This is a genomic window from Paraburkholderia sp. CI2 (assembly GCF_014201055.1).
GTDB lineage: Bacteria > Pseudomonadota > Gammaproteobacteria > Burkholderiales > Burkholderiaceae > Paraburkholderia > Paraburkholderia tuberum.
The window spans coordinates 20,569-43,572 of sequence record NZ_JACHDL010000031.1 but is presented as its reverse complement, the minus strand read 5'-3'; the positions used below and the strand labels follow the sequence as shown (position 1 = coordinate 43,572).

Sequence of the window (23,004 nt, the reverse complement as noted above, 5' to 3'; positions counted from 1 at the left end):
CTGAAGGTCACAGCTCCCAGGCGATGCAGAGCGAGGCACTAGTTCACCCTCCCGACCGACCGCAATACCGAGCGTCCTTGCGCAGTCAGACGCCCTCGCGCGTATCCAGATGCGAGCTTTTCCAGAAATACAAGTTGGCGCTCGCACAACGCGTCGAGATCGCCGGGATCGATATTTTCTGGACGGGGGTTTGTCTCGAGAAGCATGAGCGTTGCGATCTCATGTGGGCTAAGCATCGTCGTCTCCCTGGCTCTGATGTTCCATGCATCATGGTCCTTCCTCGAAGGATAGATGCTCATCAAAACGTGTCGACGCGCATTTTGTCGCATACCTCGATGCCCGATTCCGGCTTCCCGGGGGGCAGGTCGAAGCCTCAGCATGCCGCCACGCTTCGTGTAGGACATTCCGCCCCGAGATAGCCCAACCGCCCCGCAACACGGTCGATAGCCACGAGATGACTGAGTGCCTGACAGAACGTCTCGTCGAGACTCCGCTCCGCATCCAGCGCGACCACGCCGTTGACCTCGAACACGGCGCGGTAGGCCGCCACCTGACGCGTCAGAAAGCTCATCGGCGGCGGCTGGTCGTTCTCGTCGTTCCTTGCCCGCACGCGACGGTGTGAAGTCGCGCCGGAAACGTTCAGACCAAAGGCGACGTCGGGACGCAGCAAATGACCAGCGATACTGCGGAGCACAGGCGCAGTCTCAGCGGGATCGGAACGCGTGCCGATTTCAGCCTGAGAGGTGAACACGTAGCGGTCGCAGAAAACGACGTCGCCACGTTCCAGTGCCGGTATGACCGTGTCGGTCAGATGCTGGACGAGGTCTCCCATGATGGACAGCAGAATGCCCAGCATGTCGACGCGCCGTCGGTTTACGTCGAGTCCGGAACCGGCGCTCGATGTATGCCAGTGGCTGTCCACCATATCCCGGAACACCGCGTCTTTGCGAATCCGACGGGTCGGCGTAAACGTCGTCACGCAGTTGAGCCCCGCACGCGTGCACGCGCTTTCGAGCCTTTCCATCAGTGACGACTTCCCCGCCCCATCCACACCGCACAACGTGACCAGAACCCCCGGATAAGCATGCGGTTTGAGCTCGAGCGTTTCGAAGACACCATTCGACATGAAATCACCTCAGACCATAACTTCCCGAGACTCCCCGAGCATCTCGTCACAGGCCTCGATCGGCGCGAGGACCGCGGTGAAGTGCTTGAGCATCGACGGTGCCGAGACGATGCGCATTCCCCGGATCGCATCGCGTCGTTGGTAGACCCGGATCAACGCGGCGGCAGCCGCCGCGAGGTGGCTATCGGTGTAGACGCGGCGAGGAATGGCCAGCCTCAGCAGCTCCAGCCTCGGGGCGCTGACAGTGCCCGTCGACGGATCTTCTTTCAGGAACGCCAACGAGCCCAGACCGACGGCGCGCACGCCGCCCTCCAGATAAAGCTCGGCAGCCAGCGCCTCGGCCGGGAACTGCGAGCGCGGCAGGTGCGGCAGGAAGGCGGCCGCATCGACGTACACCGCGTGTCCACCGGTCGGTCTCAGTATCGGAACGCCGCCGGCAAGCAGTGTGTCCCCTAGCCGTTCGACCTGACCTACGCGGTGTTGCAGGTATCCGTCGTCGACCATCTCGCGCAGACCGATCGCGAGCGCCTCGAGATCGCGGCCCGCCATCCCTCCGTAGGTGACGAAACCTTCGTACAGCACGAGCAGCGGCACGACCTGCTCATAGAGCGCGCGCGACCGTGTCGCGAGCAAGCCGCCGATGTTGACCAGCGCATCCTTCTTGCAGCTGAACGTGCAGCCCTCGGCATAGGAAAACTGCTCCTTCAGAATTTCCGCCACGGACCGGTTCGCATAGCCGCTCTCGCGCTGCTGGATGAAGTAAGCATTCTCCGCGCAGCGCGCCGCATCGAAGTAGACCGGAATCGCAAACTCATCGGCCAACGCCCTCACCGCGCGCAGGTTCGCCATCGATACCGGCTGACCGCCGCCCGCGTTGTTCGTCAGCGAGACCATGATCAGCGGAATATTGTCGCGCCCTTCGCTTTCGATCACGTTGCGCAGCTTCTGCACATCCACGTCGCCCTTGAACGGGTGCTCGACAGCGGGTTGGTAGCCGATTTCGGCGACGCACGGTATCGCGCTCCCGCCGGCAATCGATACGTGTGCCTCGGTCGAATCGAACGGCGCGTTGAATGGCACCACCTGGCCTGGGCGCACGAGGGTCCGGAACAGGAAGTGCTCGGCCGGCCGGCCCTGATGGGTTGGCAATACGTATTCGAAGCCGAGCATGTCCCGCACGGCCTGCGTCAACTTCGTGAAACTGCGGGAACCGGCATATGATTCGTCGCCGGTCATGATGCCGGCCCACTGGTTCGCGCTCATCGCGGAGGTGCCGCTGTCCGTCATCAGATCGATGTAGACGTCGTCTGCTTCGAGGCGAAAGACGTTGTACCCGGCGGCGACAAGCCGCGCCTGCCGTTGCTCGCGGTCGATCAGCCTGATCGGCTCGACCATCTTGATCCTGTACGGCTCAGGCTGGCTGTTTTCTAAAAGCATGCACTCCTCCTGGGTTGAAAGCACGCAGGCCACTGGATGACTGGCCGCTTCGGGCATCGCACACCGCATCAGGCACTTTGCTCGATCGGCACAACCTCGATCGGTGCCCGATCCGCATCGCCGCCGGCCGCGGACGTGCGGTGACAACCGCGCGCGTCGTGGGCCGCTTCGAAGCGTTTCTCGATCCGGTTCAGGATCGACCAATACGCGCCCCGTTCGCCTTGCGCGATCGCTTCGACCAGCGCGTCGTTCGCGTTGTAGTTGAACAGACTCGCGTTGGTCCCGAAGAACCGCCGATCATTGCCGATGAGATCGGCAATGAATTGCTGCGGGTCCGGGCCCAATGCGGTCGGCAGATAGAACACCGGATGCAGCAGATGGTCGTTGCCTTCGATATGGCCGTGAAGATTCGGATTTCCGACGTGCAGGCCTTCGCGGCGAATCATCTGCTCGAGCTCGGTGCCGGGGAAAATCCTCAGCCCGACCGTCACCGAAACGCGCTCCGGATCGACCCGCTTGATGAACTCGATCGTCTCGCGCGCGGTTTCCTGCGTCTCGCCGGGCGCGCCGAACAGCAGCTCGATGATGTGCTCGAGGCCGTGGCGCTTCGCCGTATTGACCGCATGCTCGATGTCGTGGGCGCTAAAGGTGCGGCGCAGTATCTTCAGCATCGTTTCGCTGGCGGTGTCGACGCCGAAGTTCATGCCGACGCAACCGGCTGCTTTCATCGCGGCCGCGAGTTCATCGGGAAACGGCCGCGGCATCCCGTACGCATACCACTGGATTTTGCCGGCGAGCCCGTGCCGGATGATGGCCGCGCACAGCGCAAGAGGATGCGCGACGCTCAGATTGAATTCCGAGTCGTTGATGTGAAAGACGTTGACCCCGCGTTCTTCGAGCGATGCCATCTCGGCGACGACATCATCGGGTTCGCGCATGCGCACCGTGCGGCCTTTGATCAGCGGCTCGACGCAATAGATGCAGGAGCGATTGCAACCGCGCTTCGTTTCGATGCCGATCTGGCCGCCTTTGGCGAAGTAGTGGGGGTTGTCGACCAGCTCCCGTTTGTGAGGCCCTATGCTGGCCAGCGGTCCGCATGCGTTCGGGGCGAGCGGCGTAGCGCGCACCCCGGCCGTATCGCGGTAGACCACGCCGGGTATGTGCGTGAAACTCCTGCCTTCTTCGAGGCAGGTCAGCAGCTCGGGAAAGCTGAATTCGCCTTCCCTGACGATGCCGAAGTCGGCGTCGAGGTAAGCAAGCAGCTTTTCCGGCATCACCGAGTAGCCCGCGCCGCCCATCACGACCGGAACCGCGCGCGCGCGCCGAAGCAACGCGACGATCTCCCTGATTCTGTCGAGAAAGCTGTAGCCGCTGGAAAAATAGACGTCGTCGGTATTTCGCAGCGTCACCCCCCAGTAATCCGGCGCGGCGGTGCGGCAGTGCGCGGCAATGGCCGCCTCGCAATCGTCGGAGAAGCACAGGTCGAGCAAATCGAGCTCGAACCCGGCTCGCTCCATCGGCGCCGACAGGTAGTCGAACGCAATCGGCGCAATCGCCGGTTTGATCTGGTTCGTGTTGACGAAGGTGACGCGCTTGGCCATGTTCGATCGGTCTCGGTGGAAAGGTTCGCGAGGGCTCGCAGGAATGCGCCTAGACGGCGACGTCGATGGACATCTTCTGGCCCGCGCGGGCCACCGTCATCTCGCTCATGAATTCACCGAACCGATGCATCATCACCGCCGCGAGGTGCTTCGCCTTGTCCTCGCAGTCGGAGAATGCATAGAAGCCCGGACCCGCGCTGCTCATCCCCGCGTACACCGCGCCCTCGCGTTGCATCGTCTCGTCGAACTCGCGCATCACGTCGGTCCGGAAAATGCCTTCGAGCACCTTCATGTTGCTCATGCTGTTGAGTTCCCAGCCGTGCTTCAGAAACGCGAACAGGTCGTTGCGATGCAGTGCCGGCCGCAACTTCTGCTCGATGAAGTTGCGCCACGCGATGCCGTAGCGCTTCTGCCACTCGACAAAATGCGTCGGCACGAAGCCCGCCTCGGTGGTACCGGACATGTCCGCGCCTTCGCCATGGGCGCGCAGCGCTTCGGTCGATAGCGTGTCGTAGTTGCCAACGGCGGTGGTCACCCACAGGTTTTCCGAACTCAGGTTGCCGAGGAAGCGGCCGTTGCCGTGCTTTTCGTCGACCCAGACCAGACCGCCGAAGAACAGGCACGCTTCGCCGACGCCGGTCTCCAGTCCGAAATACACGTGCTCGTCATCCTTCGCGGTCTCGACGTAGTTGCGGGTGATCATTTCCCACATGTCGTGCGGCGAAAACGGTGAGCCGAACAACGCGTTCAAGCCGGCGAGCGTCGCGGTATTGAACGAGACATTCGAGCCGAAGCCGCTGTGCTGGTGCTGGATGCTGCGCACCCGATCGACGCGGATGTCGTCACGTGCGTAGCCGACGGCTCGCTTGAACAACTCGAGCATGTGCCGCCCGCTCGGCACGTCGCAGCCGCCCTCGCCGTTGGTCGTCTTCGTGACGGTGATCCGGTGTCCGACCGTGCTCGTCGATACGCCGAGTCCGCCGCCGCCGAAGCCGGGCGCCATTTGCATAAAGTCGAATACCGCGAAGTGAAGGCGCCCTGGCACCGAGACCTCGGCACGATCGTAGCTCGGTACCGCGTCGCGCTCCCAGTGCGGCAGCACAGTCAGATTCGCGCCCGGCAGGAACTGCCCCGCTTTCGCCTTCCATGCCTGATTCATTGCTCTACCTCCATCCTCGTGAGTATTCCCAAGCGATACGTTTCGCGACCATCAATGCGCACCACTCATCGTTCGCGCTCCTGGCGCACGGTTCGTGCCAGGCACGCTCTTGCAGCGCGACGTGAGTCCTCGTCAGAAGCAATGACGCAAGCGGGCAGCCAGATTTCAAAGGGCAGCGCGATACATGCGCACGTTTAGATGTTTGGACGTCGGCATGCGTACCGGGCCGGTCTCGAATGTCCCGCAGTCGATCTGCAACCAACAGATGCGCTTCACCTGTTGGCCCGGCACCGACATCCAGCGGGCTGCAACGGGCTCGCTCCGAACGTGCGTCGGCAAATCGCAGACTCCGCTTCAATCGGCGCGATACCCGCGCCGCCTTTTGAGATCTGGGCACTTCGGTCCGTTCTTGCAGGGAATGAGGACGACCTTCGTGCTGCCGACGCACGACTGGCATGAACCCTGCAAAAGGCATCCACAGTTGGTGGCCGGCCTGCCTCGATTCCTTCTTGCCGTAGCCGAACCCGAATCGCGAGGCACCGGTCGATTGCCACTCGTGACTCGCCCTCTTGATCTTTGCCGGGAGCCGCAGATGACAGCAACCTTGAAGGACGACGCGCTGGCGCGACGCCACATCGATTGGCCGCGCGCGTTGCGGGCGATCAAGGCGTTGAGGGCGAACGTAGACGATATTCAGCATGCCTACGAAGTGATGATCGCGCTCGACGGCGGCCAGATGGAGGCGATGTACCAGCGTTTTCTCGGCGAGCCCGGCGCCGGCGCGCTGCTTGCCGGGCAGCCGTCACTGCTCGGCACGCTCGCGGATTCCGACACGCTGCTGCGCTTGCCGCCGGGATCGTTCGGCCGCGCTTACATGGCGATGATGGAGCACAGCGGCTACAGCGCCGATGGTCTGCTGCAGGCGAGCCGACTTGCCGCGGGCCTCGAAGAAATCCTCCCCGGCCCGGACCGTCAGTGGTTCATCGAGCGCACCGGCTGCATTCATGACCTGCTGCACGTGTTGACGGGCTATGGCCAGGACTGGGCCGGCGAGACCTCGCTTCTCGCATTCGACTGCGGGCTCGAACCGATGCGCGCGCGCATCGTCGGTCTGCTCGGCACCGCGTTGACTGCGCCGTGGTGGCCGAACTTCTGGGTCCATCGTTTTCTGCGCCGCGCGTGGCTGCGTGGCAAGCGCGCGCGCATTCCCCTTTCCTACCGCTGGGAAGAAGCGTTGCAGCGGCCACTAGAAGCCGTCCGCCTGGAGTTGGCGATCGAGCCTGTCGCGCTCGCGCATCCACAGGGCATCCTGGCCGGCGGCCAGACACTGCCGTGGCGCTACGCCGCGTCGAGCAACGCGTGAACGGAAAGGATCCCAGCATGGCCAGCACATCGAAAAACGCGTCGACGCGCAACACCGTATTCGGAGTCGTACGCACGCAGTTACTGCGCGTCTGCCGCGAGAATCAGCGTGACTTCAACACTGAGATTCACCTCGACAGTTCGCTGATCGCCGATCTTGGCCTCGACTCGCTGTCGCTCGTCGAAGCCGTGGTCGCAATCGAGCAGGCGTTTGGCATCGAGCGTCTGCCTCTGGAAGCGTTGAACGAAGAACGCGCCGAAGCGTATTTCACGGTCGGCTCGCTAGTGGACCTGTGCATCCGGCACGCGGCGGTCCGTATAGACGCCAATGAGGGGATGCGCACATGAGCCCGCGCCTTTCGCTGGCCACCGCGCATGCGAGACGTGGCCGGCTTGCCACTGCGGCAGCCGCGTTCGGCCACACGCTCGGCCGCATGCCGCTGGCGGCCGAGGCGGTGCCGATCGCCGGCGCGTTCGTCTGCTCGCTGCTGCTATACGGACGGATAGCCGGCGTCGCCATTGAACCGGGCTGGCGCTTGCTGGCCGGTCTTGCGTCGTTTTTTTTGCTGTTCGTCCAGCTTCGCCTGATCGACGACCTCGACGACCTCGAACGCGACTGTCCCGCCGGGCACGCGCTGTTGGCGCGACGCGCGGCGCGACGCACACGCCTCGTCGCCAGCCTCGCGGCAAGCGCGATCCTGCTCGTTGCGCTGAACACCAGCATGGGGCACGCGAGGACGGCCGCCGCTGCCGCCACCGCACTGGCCTTCGCTGCGCCGTTCGTCTTCAAGCGGCTGCTCCCGACCCACCCGCTGCCGTGCCTACCCGTTTTCGAGGGCGCGCCCTTCGCCATCTTCATGTACGGCTTTTTCTTGTGGCGCGACGTTGCTGGGCGCGAACTGAGCTTCTACGTCGTGGTGTGCGTAGCGGGTTCGATGTGGACCGGCTACGAATTCTGGAAGTTCTCGCGCAAGGTCGGCACCAACGCACTGCAGCCCTATCTCCTGTCGGCGCGCGCCATTCGGGTCGCGCTGAATGCCCTGCTGATTCTGGCGCTCGGCATCAACGTGTCGCTCTCGCGCCTGGCAAGCCTGTCGCAAACGTATTCGATCTATGCCGCAACGCTGCCGCTCGTGTGGCTCGTCTGGCTCAACGCGAGCTGGCCGGGCCCCGCGAGCAGACCGGGCCGGCCACGCTGGGCTGGCACCCGCTTCATCGTCGCCGTCGAGCTCGGACTGCTGGCCGGGCTTCTCCTCAAATGACACGCAACCCTGGATGGTCACCCACGATGGATAAGCACGTTCTCGTCACCGGTGCGCGAGGTCTGTTGGGCGCCGAAGTGATCGCCCGGCTGACGGCAATGGGGTACCCGGTCGTCGCATTCTTGCGCTCCGATGGACCGGTTGTCCGCAACGACGGCACACCGCTCGCGGCAACACCGTACGGCGGCCACACACCCGCTGCCGGAACCTTCGCATGTGTGCGGGGCGACGTCGCCGAGCCCCGGCTTGGACTCGATCCGCACACCTACGAGGCACTGCGCGCGGCAACCGGCGCGATCGTCCACTGTGCCGCGCTAACCAGCTTCGGGCGCAAGCCCGAGGTCTACGACGCGATCAACTTTCGCGGCACCGAGCGCATCGTCGAGTTCGCGCAAGGTAGCGGCGACGCGCCGATTCCGCTGCTCTACGTGAGCACCGCCTATGTCTGCGGTGAGCGCCCCGGCGTGTTCAGCGAGGACGATCTCGAGCTCGGTCAGCGTCTGGGCAACCCGTATGAGCAGAGCAAGTACCGCGCGGAACAGTCGGTGCGAGCGGCGATGCGCAGCGGTCTGCCGGCCGCGGTGCTGCGCCCGTCGATCATCGTCGGCGACTCGGCGAGCGGCGTGATCCGCAAGTTCGACACGCTGTACACCGTCGTGCGCCTGACGGCCGCGGGACTCGTGCGCACGATGCCGGGCGACTACGGCGCGACGCTGAACATCGTGCCGATCGACTGGGTCGCGGACTGCGTCGTCGAAGCGCTGGCGAAGTTTCCGCTCGTGCGCGGACGCACGCTGCATCTGACCTCGGGCACGCCGACGACGCTGCGCGAAATCAATGACGTCTGCGCGGAGTTTCCCTCGTTTCACGTGCCTCGCTATGTGCCGCGGCATGTCTTCGACGCCGCCGCGATGAAACCGCTCGAGCGGCGTTACTACGACGAGGTCGTGAAACTGTACGAGTCGTACCTGACGCGCCAGGTGCGCTTTGCACGCGACGCGACCGCCGCGATCCTGCCGGCCCTGCCTCGCGCGACGGGCAAAACGCTGCTGCGCAGGATCCTTCGTTACGGGATCGCGGCGGGCTACTTCGTGCCGCGCACGGCTTGACGCTCAGGGAGCCTAACCATGTTGATGACTGATCCGATGCTCGCCGGGCTCTGGCAAAAAGCGCGGGCCGCGCTCGGCGCCCAGTTCGAACAGCGGGCACCGAGCGCCGTGTTTCTCGAAGGCTCGATCGCCGAAGGCTTTGGCAACGAGCGCTCCGACGTCGACTTCGTCGCGATCGTCGATAGCGGGCTGGAGCCAGCCACGATGCCGTACATCCTGTTCATCGACGGCCGGCGCGTCGAGGTCAGGTTGCTGAGTCCGGCGCGGCTGCGCCGCGAACTCGCGCAGGTTCGCGCAGCGCTCGGCAAAGGCCGGCGCGCGGTCGCGCGTCTGTCGTGGAATCTGCTCGAACGGTGCCAGCGCTTTATCGGCGCGCTGCCGATCGACAACCCGGCGTTGATCGAGACGCTGCAAGCGGAGCTTGGCCGCGAGGCGCTCTGCGAGGCGGTGGCGCTGTGGTTCGAGGATTTCGCGCGTCAGACCGGCCGTTATGCGGTGGCGATGTTCGCGCTCGGCGAGCCCGACTACGCACGCGCCTGGATCAGGACCGCCGCGTTTCATGCGGCGAAGAGTCACGTGGCGCGCCTCGGCGAGTGCTACATGAGCCCGAAATGGCTGTCGCTGCAACTCGAACGCGCGGCCGTCGACGCCGGCCGCGTCGGCCGTCTGTGGAGCCTGCTGCACGCGCCGCGCGAGCATGGCGCCGAAAGCGGGTTCCTCGCGGCGGGGGTCGCGCTGATCCGCGAGTTCGGCGTCAACGGTGTGAGCCTCATGGCCGACAACGTGCTGATTGGCCCCGGCAAGGACACGACGACCTGGCAGATCGGCGAACGGCTCCACGTGCTGCGAGGTAGCGACGTTTTTGCGCTCGACGACGAAGCGGCCGAGGCCTGGCGAGCGATCACCTTCGACACGCCATGCACGGCCATCGCCAACCGTGGCGACGCGCAAGCGGCGAGCCGGCAGCGCGCGCTGATCGCGGACTTCAGCCGGCTGGGTCTCGTCAGCCTGCGCTGGAAGGGCAGCGGAGAAATCCACGCACGTCAGCAGGCGACGTCGATGCCGGTGTCGCGCGCGCCGTTGATTTCGATCGACGGCGCGCGCCTCGCGGGCGGCCGCACGAGCGGTGCCCAGTTGCTGCCGATGCCCGCCGGGCGCTTCGCCGAAGCGGGTCTCGAGATGATCTGGGCCAACATCGGTCTCGAGAACGCGCGAGAGGATGCCCAGGGCGCACTCCAGCGCGGCCAATGGAAGGTGCTCGAGTACGCGCTGCAACGGATGATGCAGACCGCCTGCATGGTCACGCTCGGCGCGCATGGCGTGACGCCGCAGTCGACGATGGAAGAAGCGACGCTCGACGCGATCCGGCTGCTGCCGCTCGATGCGGCGCTGATCGACGGCATCCGCGAACTCGAACAGTGCTCGATCGGATCGGCTCGCGATGCACAGCGTTACGCCGCGCTGGCCGACGAACTCGCGCAGCGTCTGCGCGACCTCGGCGGCGACCCGCAGTTTCCGGCGAGCTTCGATACGGCGTCGGGCTGGCGCGGAACGATCCACGCCGCCTACGACTGGATCAACCTCGGCGCGCATCTGCACGCGCGCTTCCCGCAGACCGCTCACGGCGGGCGCGGTACAGCCGAGGAAGCAAGAGACCTGCTCGCTTCGTCGAGCACCTGAGCAACGGGGACCTCAATGACTTTCGACACCACTACGCGCGCACGCGGCGAATTCGAATCGGCCGAAAGCTGCGCCGCCCCGACAGCATCGCCACGCCTGATCCTGACCGCGGCGAGTCCGGCCGAAACGATCGAGCGGCTCGCCGGCAACAAGGGACGATCGCTCCATCGGCTTGCGAACCTCGGCGTGGCGGTGCCGCACTGGGCGATTCTCGGCACCGACTGCTTCGCGGAGTTCCGCCGCGACGGCGGCCTCGATCAGACCATCGCCACGCTGCTCAGCGACTTCACGCCTGCGAACGCCGCCGCGATCGCGAGCGCGATCCGCGAGGCTGTGCTGACGTGCGACATCAGCGCCGCGTTGCGCGCCGACATCGCACGCGCGCACGACATCATTGGAGACCGACCGCTCGCGGTGCGCTCGTCCGGCATCGAAGAAGACAGCGCGAGCTTCTCGTTCGCAGGCCAGTTCGACACGTTCCTCGACGTCCGCGGGCTCGACTCGACGCTCGAACACGTACGCCGGTGCTGGGCTTCCGCGTATTCCGAGCGCTCGCTGCGCTACCGGCATCAGCACGGACTCGATATCGCCGGCGCCGGTATGGCCGTGATCCTGCAGCGCCTCGTTCAGGCGGACACGAGCGGCGTCGTGTTCACGATCAACCCGGCCAACGGCAACCGCGACGAGCTCGTGCTGAGCGCCGTCTACGGGCTCGGCGAAGGACTCGTGTCGGGCGCGGTCGACGCCGACACGATCACCGTGGATCGCCACACCGGACAGCCCAGGCAGGTGGTGATCGGTGAAAAACACGAGCGTCATGACGGCCGCCACATCCGCGAGGTGCCGGCCGCGCTGCGCGACGCAGCGGCCCTCTCCAACGACGAGATCGAGCGCGTCGTGGCGGCGGCCCGCACGCTCGAAAGCGAGCTCGGCGAGCCGCTCGATATCGAATGGTGTATCGCGGAGCACCAGCTGTGGATTCTGCAGGCGCGCCCCGTGACCACGCCGATCGCACCGGCCCCCTCGCGGACCGGCGAATTTCAGCTGTGGGACAACTCCAACATCGTCGAGAACTATCCCGGCGTGACGACGCAACTGACCTTCACCTTCGCGCAGCACGTCTATGCGCAGGTGTTCCGCGAGTTCTGCCGGTTGCTCGCGATTCCGCACAAGCAGCGGCGCGAGATGGATGGCTTCCTCGGCTCGACGCTCGCGTTCCTGAACGGGCGCGTGTACTACAACCTGCTGCACTGGTACAAGCTTTCCGGGCTCGCGCCGTTCCAAAACCTCGGGCGCAAGATGATGGAAGTCCAGATGGGCGTCGACGAGCCGCTCGATCTGGCGAGCTTCGCCGCGCTGATCGCGCCGTACAAGACCGGCTCGCGCGCCGGACTCGCCTGCATCCGGGCCTTGAGCGGCACGAAGTTCGCGTGGCACTTCGCGCGTCTCGTGCGCAACGTCGAGCGCTTCCGCGCGTTTTTCTATCCGGTCTACGACGAGTTCAACGCGCTCGACTATCGCTCGCTTCCCGCCGACGCCGTCTATGCGCACTACTGCCGCTTCGAGCAGGCGCTGCTAGCACGCTGGGGCATGATGATCGTGCTCGAGTCGGCGATCGGGCTCAGTTACGGCGTCGTCCGGCGGCTGATCAAGCGGTGGATGCCCGGTGCGCCCGACTGGCTCGAAGTGGCGGTGATCGGCGGCATGGACGACATCGAGTCAATCGAGCCGGTCCGCAGGCTGAGCGCGATTGCGCAAGCCGTGCGGGCGAAGCCTCAGGTCGAAGCGCTGATCCGCAACACGCCGTCTGCCGTTGCGTATGCGGCGCTGCGCGGATGCGGCGCGCCCGAGATCGTCGCCGACATCGAGCGCTACCTCGCCGACTTCGCGTACCGCAGCAACAACGAACTGAAGCTCGAAGAGCCCGATCTGCGCGAAGACCCGGCCGTGCTGTTCGATATGTTGAAGGCCGCGCTCGCACATGGTGCCGCGTCGATCGATCGCAGCGCCACCGAAGCGCGCATCGACGCGTTGTTGCGTGAGCGGCTCAATCCGCTGCAGCGCTGGATTTTTGCACGCGCGCGCGGCCGCGTGCGCGCCGCGATCCGGGCGCGCGAGACCGTGCGCTTTTGCCGTTCGCGCGCGTTCGGGGTCGCGCGCCGGATGTTCCGCGCAATCGGCGAGGGTCTCGCCGCCGACGGCGTGCTGGCGACGGGCCGCGACATCTTCCATCTGCGCCTCGAGGAAATCCGCGGGTGCTTCGAAGGCACCGTCTCCCACCGCGAACTGCGCCCGCTCATCGAGCAGCGCAAGCGCGACGATGCCAGCTATCGCGACATGGCTGACCTGCCGCCACGCTTCGTCACGCATGGCCCGGTGGCGGCCTGGCTCAGCAACCCGGCGAACCTCGCCGCGTTGCGCGCGGCGCCTGCCCACGCGGCCGGCGCGACGCTGCGCGGCACGCCCTGCTCGCCGGGCTTCGCCGAAGGACCGGCGAAGGTCGTGCGCGAAGCGAACGAGTTCGACGGCGGCATCCTCGTCACCTATCGGACCGACCCCGGCTGGGTGCCCGTATTCGCGTCGGCGACCGGGCTGCTGATCGAGCGTGGCAGTCCGTTGACCCACGCCGCAATCGTCGCCCGCGAAATCGGCATTCCGACCGTCGTCCAGATTCCGGGCCTCACCACGCGCGTGCAGTCGGGCATGCAGCTCAAGGTCGATGGCCATAGCGGCGTGATCGAACTGCCCGAGCCGACCTGAGATGAATTGACCGCCCGCTGACCACCGAAACCGCCCCTGAAGGAAACCGCCATGTACCGCCTGCTCAACGATCGTCGCGACCTGCCGCATCTGCGGCTCTACCTCCAGTGCGCGCTGATATTCATTCCCGCCGCAGCCGTGCTGTTTGGGCTCGGCCGCTTTCCCTGGTGGTCAGGCGTTGCATACGTGCTCGTCTGGAACGCGTTCGGCGACCGTTTCACGATGAGCTACCACTGCACGCTGCATCGGCGGCTCTTCAGGAAGCAGTACCGTGCGCTCGAAATCCTGCTCGACTGGGTGCTGTGTCCGTTCTTCGGTCAGACGCCGGGCACGTTCTATGTCCATCACATGGGCATGCATCACATCGACGACAACCTGCCACGCGACCTGAGCTCCACGATGCGGTTTCAGCGCGATAGCGTCATCGGCTTTCTGCACTACTACCTGCGCTTCGCCGCGCTGGTGCCGCTCGATCTGTCCGTCTATCTGTGGCGCTCGCGCAATACGAAGCTGATCAGGCAACTGCTCGTGGGTGAGGTCGCGTTCTACGCGGCGGTCGCCGCCGCCGCGTACTGGAACCTGCGGGCGACGCTCGTCGTGTTCGTGTTCCCGTTCGTGTTCGTGCGGCTGATGATGATGATCGGCAACTGGGTCCAGCACGCGTTCATCGACCCCGATCAGCCTGACAACCCGTACACGAGCAGCACCAATACGATCGACTCGCGTTTCAATGCGCGCGTCTTCAACGCCGGCTATCACATCTACCACCACGTCCGCAAAGGCACGCACTTCAGCGAGCTCACGAAGGAATTCGCGGCGAACCTCGAGAAGTACGGTCGCGAGGATGCGGTCGTGTTCGATCGCATCGACATCGCGCAGATCTGGCTGCTGCTCGTCACGCGCCAGCACCGCAAGCTCGCCACGCATTTCGTGCGCTTGCCGGGCGCGCCGGTGCGCAGCGACGACGAGGTGATCGCGCTGCTGCGTCGCCGTCTGCAGCCGATCCGCGACTGGACGCCCGCTGCTTCGCTCGATCACTGAATCTCGATTAATTGACCGGAGACCCGTCACCATGAACCAGACGCTAGTCGATGCCGTTGCAGCGCTGCCGCGCGGCGACGCTCGAGGCCTTCGCTTCGTCTCCACGCGCGGTGACGAGCACTACTATCCTTACGAGGCGCTCGAACGCGAGGCGCGCAACCACGCGAAAAAGCTCGTGGCACTGGGGCTGAACAAGGGCGAGCGCGTCGCGCTCGTGATCCTCGACCCGGAAGCGTTCATCCTGAGCTTCCTCGGCGCCTCGTTCGCCGGTCTCGTCCCGGTACCGATATTTCCGCGCGGAAGCCTGAACTTCAGGACCCGCACACGTTACGCCGAAACCGTCAGTCACATCGTGCGCTCGGCAGGCGCCCGGATGCTGCTCACGTCGAACTCGACGAGAGAGACCATCGAGGACGTGCTCGCCGTCGACACCGGTCTCGAACGTATCGTGACCATTGAAGCGCTGCTCGACGGCGAGCCGCCCGCGTGCGATTTGCCCACGCTGCATCCCGATGACCTGTGCTTCCTGCAATACACGTCGGGCAGCACGTCGCTGCCGAAAGGCGTGATGGTCACGCATCGCAATCTGGTCGCGAATGCGACAGCGTTCCTCGGACCCCGCGGCATCGCTCTGCGCAAGCAGGACGTCTATGTCAGCTGGCTGCCGCTGCACCACGACATGGGGCTCATCAGCGTGCTCGGCGCGCTGATCTGCGACTTGCCGTGCGTGCTGCTGGCAACCGAAGCGTTCGTGCGCCGGCCCGGCCTCTGGATGGAGGCGATCACGAAATACCGCGGCACCATCAGCTTCGCGCCGAACTTCGCGTACGCGCTCGCCGCTCGCCGTAGCCGCGACCAGGACCTCGAGGGCCTCGATCTGCGGCGGCTGCGCGTCGCCGGCTGCGGTGCCGAGCCGATCAACGCGCAAGCGCTGCGCCAGTTCTGCGCGCGCTTCGAGCCGGCCGGTTTTCGTGCCGAAGCGCTGCTGCCGTGCTACGGGATGGCCGAAGCAACACTCGCGATCACGTTTCACGACCACGGCCAGCCGCTCGTCACCGACGTCGTCTATGCGGCCGCGCTGGGGCTTGGTCGAGCGATACCGGCTGCGCGTGATAACGGCTTACGCACGATCGAACTGGTCGGCTGCGGCCATTGCTTTCCCGGCCACGAGTTGCGGATCGTCGACGAATCCGGGCGCGCGCTGCCCGAACGCTGCGTCGGCGAAATCGTCACGCGCGGGCCCAGCATCACCGTGGGCTATTACGGCCAGGCCGACGCGAGCGCCGACGCGTACCGCGACGGCTGGCTGCAGACCGGCGATCTCGGCTACCTCGCCGGCGACCAGCTCTATATCTGCGGCCGCAGCAAGGACCTGATCGTCATTCACGGCTCGAACCTCTATCCGCAGGACATCGAATGGGCGGTGGCCGAGTTGCCGAGCGTGCAAAGCCGCGGTGTCATCGCGTTCAGCGTGATGCGCGACGGCGACGAGACACTGGTCGTCTGTGCCGAGGGCAAGCCGGCGGAGGCCACGGCGCTGCGGCGTGCGATCGCGCAGAAGGTCGCCGAATGCGCCGGCCTGCAGGTCGGTCACGTTGCGATCGTGCAGGCGGGCAGCTTGCCGCGGACCTCGAGCGGCAAGGTACAGCGCCGCCGGACCAAGGCACAGTTCGAAGCCGGCGAGCTGGAGGAACACTCGTGAGCATGCGCTGGCGCGAGATCATGCTGACGCTGTCGGGCGCGCTCACGCTCGCCGCCTGTCACGCGAAAGAAGCCGAGGTGACGCTGCCGCGCCCGGTCATCGCCGTGGTCGTGCATCGGGACAGCAAGCCCGTGCTCGCGACGCTGCCGGGCGAAGTCAATGCACGCTATGCGACGCCGCTGTCGTTTCGCATCGCGGGCAAGCTGATCGAGCGGAAGGTGCGGCTCGGCGACACGGTCACGGCCGGCCAGGCGATCGCGCGGCTCGATGCCGACGACGCGCAGCGCAGCCTCGCGAGCGCGCAGGCCCAATTGATGGCGGCGCAGCATCGGCTCACCTTCGCCGAGCAGCAACTCGATCGCGACCGGGCGCAGGCGCAGGAACAGCTGATCTCGACAGCGCAGCTCGAGCAGACCCAGGATGCGTATGTGGCAGCCGCCGCGCAGCGCGATCAGGCGCTACAACAGTTCGCGCTGCTGAAGAATCAGACGCAGTACACGGTCCTCACGGCGGACCATGCCGGCGTCATCACCGCCGAAGACGCCGATACCGGGCAGAACGTCGCGGCGGGACAAGCGGTCTACCATCTCGCCTGGTCCGGCGAGGTCGATATTCTCTGCGACGTGCCCGAGAGTCTGCTGAACGCGCTGGCGATCGGCAGCGCGGCCAGCGTCTCGCTGCCGGCCGCCACGGGCAGACGCTTCACGGCACACGTGCGGGAGCTGTCGCCGGCCGCGGACCCCGGCAGCCGCACCTATCGCGCGAAACTGACGCTCGATGCGCCAGGCCCCGAGGTCCGCCTCGGCATGACGGCCACCGTCACGTTCGCCGCGGCCGGCGAGGCGCAAGCGGACGACCCGATCACGCTGCCCGCGAGCGCGCTCTTTCACGACGGCAACGCGCCGGCCGTCTGGGTCGTTCGGCCGGGCGACCAGGCGCTGGAACTGCGCCGGGTCCAGGTCGGCCGCTACGACGACCGCACGATCTCGGTCGCGCGAGGCCTCAACGACGGCGAGCGCGTCGTGCTGCAAGGGGTGCATACCGTCAGCGCCGGCGAAACCGTGCGCGCGGTAGCGCCGTTGCATCCCGAGGACTTCGCATCATGAGAGCGCCGTTCGGCCAGGGGCCCGACGGAGCGGGTGGACCCAGCGGACCCGGTGGAGCGGGCGGAGCGGGCGGACCGCGGCGGCCGGCAGCGGACGATACCGGCCGCTTCAATCTGTCCGCGTGGGCGATCCGTAACCAGGCGCTCGTCATCTTCGCCGTCGTGCTCGCGACGCTGTTCGGTGTGCTCGCCTATTCCCGGCTCGGACAATCCGAGGACCCGCCGTTCACGTTCCGCGCGATGGTGATCCGGACCTTCTGGCCCGGCGCGACCGCACGCCAGGTCGAGGAACAGGTGACCGACCGGATCGGCCGCAAGCTCCAGGAAACGCCTCATCTCGACTATCTGCGCAGCTACTCGCGTCCCGGCGAATCGCTGATCGTCTTCACGATGAAAGACTCCGCGCCGGTGAACGAAGTGCGCGAGACGTGGTACCAGGTACGCAAGAAAATGGCCGACATCGCGGATACGCTTCCGCCCGGCGTGCGGGGGCCGTACTTCGACGACGAGTTCGGCGACGTCTACACGAACATCTATACGCTCGCCGGCGACGGGTTCTCGCCGGCGCAATTGCACGACTATGCCGACGAACTGCGCGGCGTGCTGCTGCGCGTGCCCGGGGTCGCGAAAGTCGATTATTTCGGCGACCCCGACGAGCACATCACGATCGAGATTCCCAACGCGCAATTGACGCGGCTCAGTATCACGCCGCAACAGCTCGCGCGGGCGATCAACGCGCAAAACGCGGTCACGCCGAGCGGCACGCTGACCACCGCGTTCGACCGCGTGTACGTGCGTCCGAGCGGCCAGTTCACCGACCTGAAGGCGATGGCCGACACGCTGATCGACATCAATCACCGCCTGGTTCGTCTCGGTGACATTGCCACGATCAGGCGCGGCTACGACGATCCGCCGGTCTCGCAGGTTCGCGCCGGCGGCCGCGCGGTGCTCGCCATCGGCATCACGATGCAGGCTGGCGGCGATGTGATTCAGCTCGGCAAGCGGCTCGATGCGCAGACAGCGGAATTGCGTGCGCGTCTGCCCGCGGGGCTCGAACTCGTCGAGGTGTCGAGCATGCCGCACGCGGTCTCGCATTCGGTCAACGGTTTTCTGCGGGCCGCCGCCGAAGCGATCGTGATCGTGCTGGCCGTGAGCCTCATCTCACTGGGCTGGCGCGCCGGCGTGGTGGTGGCGATCTCGATCCCGGTCGTGCTCGCGGTCACCGCGCTATGCATGAACGGCTTCGACATCGGCCTGCACAAGATCTCGCTCGGCACGCTGGTCCTCGCGCTGGGCCTGCTCGTCGACGATGCGATCATCGCGGTCGAGATGATGGCCGTGAAGCTCGAGCAGGGCTGGGGCCGCGCGAGGGCCGCGGCGTTCGCCTACAGCAGTACCGCATTTCCGATGCTGACGGGAACCCTGGTCACGGTGGCGGGATTCCTGCCGATCGCGCTGGCAAAATCGGCCACCGGCGAATACACGCGCTCGATCTTTCAGGTGTCCGCGATTGCGCTGATCGCTTCGTGGTTCGCGGCGGTCATGCTGATTCCGTTGCTCGGCTATCACCTGCTACCCGAACGCAAGGACACGACCGCACGCGAGACGCCTCGGCGCGCGCTTCGCAAGCTCCGCCGGCGCGACGACGCGCAGACGCGCCGGACCCCGGTGGCGGCGCCGCGCGCCAGCCGCTTTCATGACCGCCTGCGCGACTGCATCGCGTGGTGCGTGAAGCGGCGCCTCGTCGTGCTCGGCGTCACGGCCGCCTTGTTCGTTGCCGCGTTGGCCGGCTTCGCGCTCGTGCCGCAACAGTTCTTCCCGAGCTCCGAGCGGCCCGAACTGCTCGTCGACATGCGGCTGCCCGAAGGCGCGTCGTTCGAAGCGACGCTGCGCGAAGCCGCGCGCCTCGAAAAGACGCTGGCCGGCCGGCCCGAGATCGATCATCTGGTCGACTTCGTCGGCGCGGGCGCACCGCGCTTCTACCTGCCGCTCGACGTGCAGTTGCCCCAGCCCAACTTCGCGCAGCTCGTGATCACCGCGAAGTCCGTCGACGACCGCGCAAAGCTCGAACGCTGGCTCGCGAGCACGCTGCAAAACAGCTTTCCCGCCGTGCGCGCGCGCGTTTCGCCGCTCCAGACGGGCCCCTCGGTCGGCTATCCGGTGCAGTTTCGCGTCAGCGGAAGCGACCTCGCCACCGTGCGGGAGATCGCGGAAAAGGTCGCGGCGACGATGAAAGCCGATGCCCGCACAACGGGCGTCCATTTCGACTGGGACGAACCCGGCGAACGCTCGGTGCGCTTCGAGATCGACCAGCAGAAGGCGCGCGAGCTCGGCGTCACGTCGGAAGACGTGGCGAGCTTCCTCGCAATGACGCTATCGGGCTATACGTTCACGCAGTACCGGGTCCGCGACCGCTTGATCAGTGTCGATCTGCGTGCGCCCCAGCGCGAGCGGGTCGACCCCGACGAGATCGTGAACCTCGCGATGCCGACGCCGAACGGCCCGGTGCCGCTCGGCGCGCTCGCCCACCTGAACAACGAACTCGAATACGCGGTGATCTGGGACCGCGACCGTCAACCGACGATCACGGTCCAGGCCGACGTGCGCGGCAACGCGTTGGATATCGACGTGACCCAGGCGATCGATCGGACGCTCGCGCCGCTCCGCGCGTCGCTGCCGATCGGCTACCGGATCGAGACCGGCGGCGCGGGCGAGATCAGCGGCAAGGCGCAGGCGTCGGTGATCGCGCAGCTTCCGCTGATGCTCGTCGTGGTGCTGACGCTGCTGATGATTCAACTGCGCAGCTTCGCGCGCGTGCTGATGGTTGTGCTCACCGCGCCGCTCGGGCTCATCGGCGTGGTCGCCGCACTGCTGCTGTTCGGCAAGCCGTTCGGCTTCGTGGCGATGCTCGGCGTCATTGCGATGTCCGGCATCATCATGCGCAACTCGGTGATTCTGGTCGATCAGATCGAACGCAATATCGCCGCGGGCCAGGGGCGCTTCGATGCGATCGTCGGTGCCACGGTCCGGCGCTTCCGCCCGATCATGCTGACCGCCGCGGCAGCCGTGCTCGCGCTGATCCCGCTGCTGCAATCGGCCTTCTTCGGACCGATGGCGACCGCACTGATGGGCGGCATCACGGGCGCCACGGTGTTGACGCTGTTCTTCGTTCCCGCGCTGTACGCGACCGCGTTCAAGGTGCGGCACTTCGAACGCGGTGTGCGAACCGCGACCCCGCCAATCGAATATACGTGGAGCTGATCGTGGGCACAGACTGCAACCCCGTCGACGGGCCGGCGCTCGCGAGCGCGCCGCATTTCGCCGGCGCGCCGGGTCGAGCGCGGGCAGCGGCGATCCATGGTTGGCGCGCGGCGTTCGGCGCGGCCGCGACGATCGCGCTTGGCGCATGCTCGTTCGGTCCGAACGGCGAGCCGCCCGCGATGCCCTCTCCCGCCCATTACGGCGTCGAGCCTCAGCCCGCGCAAACGGTCGCCGCGCTCGGTGTCGCGCAGCACTTCACCACCGGCGCGCAGCCTGTGCCGCAATGGTGGCGGCTGTTCGAATCGACAGCGTTGAATGAGCTCGTCGAAGAAGGTCTGCGCAACAGCCCGACCCTCGCTGCCGCCGACAGGCACCTGGCCGCCGCACACGAACAACTGCGGGCGCAGATCGGCGCCTCGCTGCTGCCGTCGGTCGATCTGGTGGGGCAGGCCTCGCGCGGGCGCGATCTCGGCATTCCGGTCCCCGGCGGCCCGAACACGCTGCTTTACAACGAGTTCATCGGCGTAGTCCAGGCGCAATATACGTTCGACCTGTTCGGCGCGGCGCGTAAAGCCAACGCGGCCCGATCAGCGCGTGTCGAGATCGACGCGTATCAACGCGAAGCCGCGCGCCGCGCACTGGCCACCAACATCGTCACGGCGACGATCGCGGCGGCGATGTTGCGCGCCGAGATCGACGCGACCGAGCGATTGATCGCGCTTGCGGGCGATCAGGCTCACGATACCGAACGGCATTACGAACTCGGATCGCTGACGCGCGGCGACGTGTCGACTGCGCGGCAAAGCATCGCCGCGCTCGAGGTCAGCGTGGCCGATCTGCGGCAACGGCTGACGGTGACGAGACATGCGCTTGCGGTGCTGCTCGGCCGCACGCCCGACGCGGCGCCGCCCGAGCCCGAGCTGGCGAGCCTGCACTTGCCGCAGGACCTGCCCGTCGTGCTGCCATCGGACCTGTTGCGCGCGCGGCCCGATATCGCGGCCGCCGAGTCGGCGCTGAAAGCCGCCGCAGACGACGTCGGCGTCGCGACGGCACAGCTGTTTCCGAGCCTGACGCTGAACGCCTCGATGGGACAAGGCGGGTTCAACTGGCCGCTCGCGCTGTCGGGCGCAGGCGCGATCTGGAGCATCGCCGCGACGATGTCGCAAGCGCTTTTTCATGGCGGCGCGCTCGTCGCACAGCGGCGCGCGGCAATCGACACCTACGAGGCCGCCGTGTTCGAGTACAAGCAGACCGTGCTGGCGGCGTTCGAAAACGTCGCGGACACGCTTGCGTCGCTCGAACACGACGCGCAGGCGCTCGAGGCCGCGAGCGGCGCTGCGCGTGAAGCACGCGAGGCGTTCGACGATGCCACGTCGCGTCACCGGCTCGGCGCGCTGCCCGCTGCATCCGCCCGCGGCGGCGAGCAGCAGTACGAAGCAGCGAGGCTCGAAGAAATCCGCCTGATCGGCCGGCGCCTGGCCGATACGGCGACGCTGTTTCAGGCGATGGGCGAGCTGCCGGCGGGCAGCAGCCAGACACCTGACCATCTGGCCGGCAAGTGATCGGGCCGCCGCTGCCGACGGCGCCCGCTTGCGTTCAGCCGGCGCGTCCCCGCGGAACGCCCACAAGGTAAGTCAGACCGATCGGCGAGCCCTGCACCGGCAGCGTGCCGATGTCCCATTCGAAGCTCTGCTGGTCCGGGATACTCGCCACCATCTCACGCAATTCGTCGGGGTTGTAGATGCGCAGCATCGACACGATGCCGTCGAACAGACACAGCAGCGGGATAGCCGGCAGTACATAGGTGAGCGCTAGTCGCGACCAGCGAAACGGTCGGATCAGCGGAGTCAGCGCGAGCATCATCAGCGGCATCACCAGGATGAACACGATACCGAGCAGCCGGTGGTCGGCACCCTCGACGATGACGATCGCGCGACGCTTCATCACCGCGTCGGCGAGGATCGCCCGCGCATCGTCCGGCCGAAAATGGTGGAAAGCGTTGAACATCGTGCGCACACCGTCGAATCCCGATGGCACGTCCATCGCGTCCACCGGTTCGCTCACATAGGTGACGCGGCCGGCTGCCCCGGCGGATACGCGCTCGTACGCGGCGCGATTGGGATAGAAGTCGGTCAGCTGCACCGTCACGCGTCCGGACTGCGCGAGCAACGGTGCAAGCGTCTGCCACGGGCCGCCCCCGCCCGAGCACAGATCGACGATCCGGTCGTTGCCGACCCGCCGCATCGCTTCGCGCAGCTTGCCCGCGATGACGTTGAAGCCCTTGAGGGTATTGGCCAGGAAATGCAGCCAGTCCGTGCCGCCGTCACGGATCGCCCGTGGGCACCACGGCTGGTCTTCGATTTCGAGCAGATGCAGGCGTCGCATGATCACGCGGGCAA

17 protein-coding genes are annotated in these 23,004 nt (G+C 66.3%); 11 read left to right on the top strand and 6 right to left on the bottom strand.

Annotated features, from left to right (window positions below):
* Window positions 1-38: 38 nt before the first annotated feature.
* The 5 genes from HDG32_RS36795 to HDG32_RS31010 all read right to left on the bottom strand — a co-directional run bounded on the left by HDG32_RS36795 (window position 39) and on the right by HDG32_RS31010 (window position 5,323).
* Window positions 39-236: a hypothetical protein gene (locus tag HDG32_RS36795; RefSeq protein ID WP_260336661.1), complete on the bottom strand. Its 198-nt coding sequence runs from the start codon at window positions 234-236 to the stop codon at window positions 39-41.
* Between the two features lie 137 nt (window positions 237-373).
* Complete coding sequence (locus HDG32_RS31025) at window positions 374-1,126, bottom strand: AAA family ATPase (protein WP_184073188.1); 753 nt, start codon at window positions 1,124-1,126, stop codon at window positions 374-376.
* A gap of 9 nt (window positions 1,127-1,135) precedes the next feature.
* Window positions 1,136-2,563 (bottom strand): tryptophanase, encoded by a 1,428-nt coding sequence (locus tag HDG32_RS31020; protein WP_184073258.1) that lies wholly within the window; start codon window positions 2,561-2,563, stop codon window positions 1,136-1,138.
* Window positions 2,564-2,631: 68 nt separating this feature from the next.
* Entirely contained in the window at window positions 2,632-4,164 is a 1,533-nt protein-coding gene (locus tag HDG32_RS31015; RefSeq protein ID WP_184073186.1) for a B12-binding domain-containing radical SAM protein, read from the bottom strand.
* Between the two features lie 49 nt (window positions 4,165-4,213).
* Window positions 4,214-5,323 (bottom strand): hypothetical protein, encoded by a 1,110-nt coding sequence (locus HDG32_RS31010; protein ID WP_184073184.1) that lies wholly within the window; start codon window positions 5,321-5,323, stop codon window positions 4,214-4,216.
* A gap of 592 nt (window positions 5,324-5,915) precedes the next feature.
* Between HDG32_RS31010 and HDG32_RS31005 the strand changes: the two genes are divergently transcribed.
* From HDG32_RS31005 to HDG32_RS30955, 11 genes are all read left to right on the top strand, one after another.
* Window positions 5,916-6,686: a Coq4 family protein gene (locus tag HDG32_RS31005; RefSeq protein ID WP_184073182.1), complete on the top strand. Its 771-nt coding sequence runs from the start codon at window positions 5,916-5,918 to the stop codon at window positions 6,684-6,686.
* Window positions 6,687-6,703: 17 nt separating this feature from the next.
* Window positions 6,704-7,033 (top strand): acyl carrier protein, encoded by a 330-nt coding sequence (locus HDG32_RS31000; RefSeq protein ID WP_184073180.1) that lies wholly within the window; start codon window positions 6,704-6,706, stop codon window positions 7,031-7,033.
* 86 nt (window positions 7,034-7,119) lie between these two features.
* The gene (locus tag HDG32_RS30995) at window positions 7,120-7,947 is read left to right on the top strand and encodes a hypothetical protein (RefSeq protein WP_260336656.1); all 828 of its coding nucleotides are present in this window, start codon (window positions 7,120-7,122) and stop codon (window positions 7,945-7,947) included.
* A 26-nt stretch (window positions 7,948-7,973) separates the two neighbouring features.
* Window positions 7,974-9,056 (top strand): SDR family oxidoreductase, encoded by a 1,083-nt coding sequence (locus HDG32_RS30990; protein ID WP_184073176.1) that lies wholly within the window; start codon window positions 7,974-7,976, stop codon window positions 9,054-9,056.
* A gap of 18 nt (window positions 9,057-9,074) precedes the next feature.
* Window positions 9,075-10,736 (top strand): nucleotidyltransferase domain-containing protein, encoded by a 1,662-nt coding sequence (locus tag HDG32_RS30985; RefSeq protein WP_184073174.1) that lies wholly within the window; start codon window positions 9,075-9,077, stop codon window positions 10,734-10,736.
* 15 nt (window positions 10,737-10,751) lie between these two features.
* Window positions 10,752-13,496: a phosphoenolpyruvate synthase gene (locus HDG32_RS30980; RefSeq protein ID WP_184073172.1), complete on the top strand. Its 2,745-nt coding sequence runs from the start codon at window positions 10,752-10,754 to the stop codon at window positions 13,494-13,496.
* Between the two features lie 51 nt (window positions 13,497-13,547).
* Window positions 13,548-14,537: a fatty acid desaturase gene (locus HDG32_RS30975; RefSeq protein WP_184073170.1), complete on the top strand. Its 990-nt coding sequence runs from the start codon at window positions 13,548-13,550 to the stop codon at window positions 14,535-14,537.
* A 31-nt stretch (window positions 14,538-14,568) separates the two neighbouring features.
* Window positions 14,569-16,239 (top strand): fatty acyl-AMP ligase, encoded by a 1,671-nt coding sequence (locus tag HDG32_RS30970; protein WP_184073168.1) that lies wholly within the window; start codon window positions 14,569-14,571, stop codon window positions 16,237-16,239.
* Window positions 16,240-16,241: 2 nt separating this feature from the next.
* Complete coding sequence (locus HDG32_RS30965) at window positions 16,242-17,345, top strand: efflux RND transporter periplasmic adaptor subunit (protein WP_184073256.1); 1,104 nt, start codon at window positions 16,242-16,244, stop codon at window positions 17,343-17,345.
* Window positions 17,342-20,605, top strand: coding sequence for an efflux RND transporter permease subunit (locus HDG32_RS30960; RefSeq protein WP_260336655.1), 3,264 nt, complete (start codon window positions 17,342-17,344; stop codon window positions 20,603-20,605). The genes HDG32_RS30965 and HDG32_RS30960 overlap by 4 nt, the downstream gene beginning before the upstream one ends.
* A gap of 2 nt (window positions 20,606-20,607) precedes the next feature.
* Window positions 20,608-22,167, top strand: a complete 1,560-nt coding sequence (locus tag HDG32_RS30955) for an efflux transporter outer membrane subunit (protein WP_409340063.1) — start codon at window positions 20,608-20,610, stop codon at window positions 22,165-22,167.
* 34 nt (window positions 22,168-22,201) lie between these two features.
* Here the strand turns inward: HDG32_RS30955 and HDG32_RS30950 are convergent, their stop codons facing one another.
* Window positions 22,202-22,990 carry a class I SAM-dependent methyltransferase gene (locus HDG32_RS30950; protein WP_260336654.1) on the bottom strand — a complete coding sequence of 263 codons (789 nt, stop codon included), beginning with the start codon at window positions 22,988-22,990 and terminating at the stop codon, window positions 22,202-22,204.
* Window positions 22,991-23,004: the final 14 nt, after the last annotated feature.